Genomic DNA, 3,989 nt, shown 5'->3' with positions numbered 1-3,989 from the left:
GGCCGACGCCCGCGCCGCGGCGGCCGCCTCCGGGCTGGTCAGCCACGTCGAGTACATCCCGGCCAGCGGCCCGGCGAGCTCGGCGTGCGGCGCCATGGCGGCGGCGACGCGGGGCGCCCGGTCGGCGTAGACGCGGCGCGCGGCGCGCACCACCTTGTCGACCCAGCCGTCGCGCAGCAGGGTCAGCAGGGCGCGCTGGTTGGGCCAGGGCGGGGTGTCGTGGGTGATCGCCCGGCGGTCCAGGAGTCGCTCGTGGACCGCCGGCGGTGCGACGAGCCACCCGAGCCGCAGGCCGGGGCTGACCGACTTGGACGCCGTCCCGACGTAGGCCACGCACGACCGGTCGAGGGCCGCCAGGGCGGGCACGGGGGCGACGTCGTACCGGAACTCGGAGTCGTAGTCGTCCTCGACCACCACGGCGCCCGCGGCGCGGGCGGCCGCCAGCAGCGCGAGCCGGTCCGCCGCCGGCATGACCCGGCCCAGCGGGTGCTGGTGCGCGGGTGTGACGTACGCGGCGGCGCACCCGGCCAGGCCGGTGACGGGCGCCAGCGCCGGATGGTCGACGACGCGGCGCCCCGCCGCACGGATCGTCTCCACGGCGGCCCGGTAGCCCGGGTCCTCGACCAGGACGTCGCCGGGGCCGAGCGCCCCCAGGAGCTGGCGGAGGGCATCCGTGGAGCCGCTGGTCAGCAGGATCTCGTCGGGTCCCACGGTCAGGCCGCGGGTGCGGGCGAGGCGCTCGGCGAGGGCCTCCCGCAGCTCCGGGAGCCCGCCCGGGTCGGGGTAGCCCCGCGGTGGCGTCGTCGCGGAGACCTCCCGCCAGGCCCGGCGCCAGCCCGCGAGCTGGCGCGGGTCGATCCAGGGCGTGCCCGCGTCCAGGTGCGTGTACTCGGTGGCTCGCGTGGCGGGCCGGTTCGGCCGCGGCTGCGCCGGGAGCGTCTCTCCGGAGGCCACGAACGTGCCGGCGCCGCGCCGGGTGGAGACCCACGCCTCGGCCAGGAGCTGGTCGTACGCCTGCTCGACGACGGCGCGCGCCACACCCAGGTCGGCCGCCAGCGCGCGACTGGAGGGCAGCCGGTCGCCGGTGCTGAGCGTCCCGTCGGTCACGAGTGCGCGGACGGCGGCGGCGAGCTGGGCGGGGAGGGGTTCGGCGCGGGTGCGGACGAGTCGGACGGGGAGCATGTTGGGGCTTTCCGGTCGGGGTGGTGTGGTGTGGTGTCGGCGGGTGCGGGGGTGCGGTGTCGAGTGACCTGTCTCAGTCGAGTGGCCTGTTCAACTGGCCGAGAACTGGCCCGTGCTGATGGGCCACTCGAGGGCCAGGCTAGCCGTATGACGACACAGCAGCTCACGCCGGGACCGGCCGCATCCGGGAGTCCGGTGCCCGACACGTCCGTGCCGGATACGTCCGTGCCAGATGCGTCCGCGCCCGTCCCGTCCACGTCTGGTTCGCCCGCACCTGGCCGGTCCGCACCTGGCCGGTCTGCGCCCGGCCAGTCTGCGCCCGGCCTGTCTGCGCCCGGCCCGTCCGCACCCGCCGCGTCCGCGGCCCCGCTGTCGCCCACGGACCGGACGACGCCGACCCGCGGACGTAACCGTCAGGTCGACGAGCGGGACCGGCTCATGGCGTTGCTGGCCGACGCGCTGATCGCACACCTGGGGGTCGTGGCCGGCGCGCACCCGGTGGTCCTGCCCACCGCCTTCGCGGTCGACCCCGCCGGGCCCGACGACGGCGGAAGCCTGTACCTGCACGGCTCGGTCGCGGCCGGCTGGCTCGCGCCGGCACTGGAGCAGGACGTGTGCGTCACGGTGACCGAGCTGGACGGCCTGGTGCTGGCGCGGACCGGCTTCCACCACTCGATGAACTACCGGTCGGCGGTGGTGATCGGGCGGCCCCGCCGGGTGACCGACCCGGGGGAGCGGCGCCGGGCGCTCGACCTGATCGTGGACCACATGGTGCCCGGGCGCGCCGCGACCCTGCGGCCCCCGACCCGCAAGGAGCTCGCGGCGACCGTGGTGATCGCGTTGCCGCTCGCCGAGGCCTCGATGAAGCAGCGCGAGGGCGGAGCCACGCTCGAACCCGGCGACCTGGAGCTCGACGGCTGGGCCGGGCTCGTGCCGGTGCGGCGGGTCGCCTCGGCGCCCGTCACCGAGGACTACGTCACCGACGAGGTGCCGGAGCTCGTTCTGCGCCGTGCTGCAGAGCTGGGTGGTGGCGAGCGGTGACGGGCGCCGTCGTCGAGGGACTGGACGGCGACGGGCTGGATGGCGAGGTTCTGGGTGATGGCGAGCGGCCGTGATCGGCCGGCCGAGCCGGAGGTCCCAGGTCTGACCGGCTGCCAGGACTGACCGATCGACGGCTCTGTCTGATGGCTCGGCGGGACTCGTTCGTGTCTGCGTTCTTCCGCCATGGCGCTGAGGTCCCGAGGTCGCCTCGGGTCCGGCGGCTCAGGCACATGGGCTGGCCGACCGTGCACCAGGGGCGCTCATGTGTCTGCTCGCGCGACCTCCTTGTGCGCCCGGTTGGTCACGGCTGCGCGTTGGCCCTGTCCGCTCAATCATCCGGTTGGGTGCCGTGGTGCCGTGGTGCCGTGGTGCCGTGGTGCCGTGGTGCCGTGGTGCCGTGGTGCCGTGGTGCCGTGGTGCGCGGCGCCAGGTCGTCGTTCGTTCGACGCCGGTCGCTCTGCTTGATGACCTGGGTGATCAGAAAGGCGGCTCCCCAGGATCAGGACGGCGCGCTCCAGCAGCGCCGGGTGCGCCGGCAGGGGCGCGGGTGCTGGCTCGGCCGTCCGGGGCTCGCCGTCCGAGGAGCTGGCGCACGTCCTCACCGAGGCTCGTGATGTCGGTGTCGTCGGTATCTGTGTCCCCGCTATCAGCGGCGTCGGTGCGGTCGGTGGCCGTGTGGTGGGTGGCGTCCGTGCGGTCCGTGCGGTCCGTGCGGTCCGTTGCGACAGGGCCCACCTGGGTGGGTGGTCGCGTGTGGGTGTGGCCGGTGGGTGCGGTCCAGGTGGTGTTTCCGGTGTCGGGGTCGCGGGTGACGTTCCACCCGCCGTGTGTTTTGGCGAGGTGGTGTGCGCGGCACAGGGGTTGGAGGTTGGTGGCGCGGGTCTGTCCGGGTGTGCCGGGTGGTTGCTGGGTGGGGTCGAGGTGGTGGTCGTAGGGGTTGATGTGGTCGAGGTCTGCCCAGCGGGCGGGTCGGTCGCACTGCGGGAAGCAGCAGGTCTGGTCGCGTTGGGTGACGGCTTGCCGCAGGATCTTGCCGGGTTGGTAGGTCGTGGTGGAGTAGTCGGTCAGGACACCCGTGACGGGGTCGGTGATCAGGCGTTGCCAGGTCGCGTCGGTCGCGATGCGGGCGGCGGTCTCGGCGGGGATCGGACCGTACCCGTGAAGGTGGCCGGGGGTGTTGTCCAGGCCGAGGAGCATGGTGGCCGGGACGGTGACCTTGATCTGGGGCTTGGTCGTGACGACGCGGACGTTCGTGCCGCCGCACAGGCACCCGCCGCAGGTGCACCCGGTGGCGGGCGCGGTGGTGCGCGGCATGGTCTGCTCGCCCGTGCCCGTGCCCGTGCCCGTGCCCGTGCCCGTGCCCGTGCCCGTGCCCGTGCCCGTGCCCGTGCCCGTGCCTTGCGGGGTGGCGCTGTTGGGGGTGCATTCGGGTTGGGGCGGGACGATGATGCGGCCGGTGGTGATGGCGACGAGGGCGTCGGCGCGGGCCTGGGTCAGGGTGCGGGTGTTGCCGGGTGTGCGGCGCAACGTGTGGGCGGTTTGTTCGATGGTGTCCCAGACGGCGGCCGCGTCGGTGGCGGGCAGGTGGGCGCTGATCCAGGCCATGGAGTTGTCGGCGGGGTCGAGGTAGACGGCGCGGCGGGTGGTGGCGTGCTTGGCGACCTCGGTGGAGCCGTGCAGGTGGGTGGCGTGCTGGTTCATCTTGTCGCGTAGCCATCGCCGGGTGTGGTCGGGGGCCTGGGGCAGGTAGAGGGTGATGGCGTGGT

General features: G+C 74.5%; 3 protein-coding genes. 1 reads left to right on the top strand and 2 read right to left on the bottom strand.

What is annotated here, in order from left to right:
• Nucleotides 1-1,182: PLP-dependent aminotransferase family protein (locus ACFWEJ_RS27805; protein ID WP_377232398.1), on the bottom strand; the 1,182-nt coding region annotated here is incomplete at its 3' end.
• A 324-nt stretch (nt 1,183-1,506) separates the two neighbouring features.
• Between ACFWEJ_RS27805 and ACFWEJ_RS27800 the strand changes: the two genes are divergently transcribed.
• On the top strand, nt 1,507-2,223 hold the full coding sequence (locus ACFWEJ_RS27800; protein ID WP_377232399.1) for a pyridoxamine 5'-phosphate oxidase family protein: 717 nt from the start codon (nt 1,507-1,509) through the stop codon (nt 2,221-2,223).
• Between the two features lie 477 nt (nt 2,224-2,700).
• On the opposite strand, the gene ACFWEJ_RS27795 is transcribed toward ACFWEJ_RS27800, so the two are convergent.
• Nucleotides 2,701-3,989, bottom strand: a 1,289-nt coding sequence (locus ACFWEJ_RS27795; protein WP_377232397.1) for an HNH endonuclease signature motif containing protein, incomplete at its 5' end; no start/stop codon positions are given.

Origin of the sequence: Promicromonospora sp. NPDC060204 (genome assembly GCF_042728455.1) — a bacterium.
Taxonomy (GTDB): domain Bacteria; phylum Actinomycetota; class Actinomycetes; order Actinomycetales; family Cellulomonadaceae; genus Promicromonospora.
Note: the sequence above shows the minus strand (reverse complement) of the source record. Positions and strands in the feature narration are given on the sequence as shown.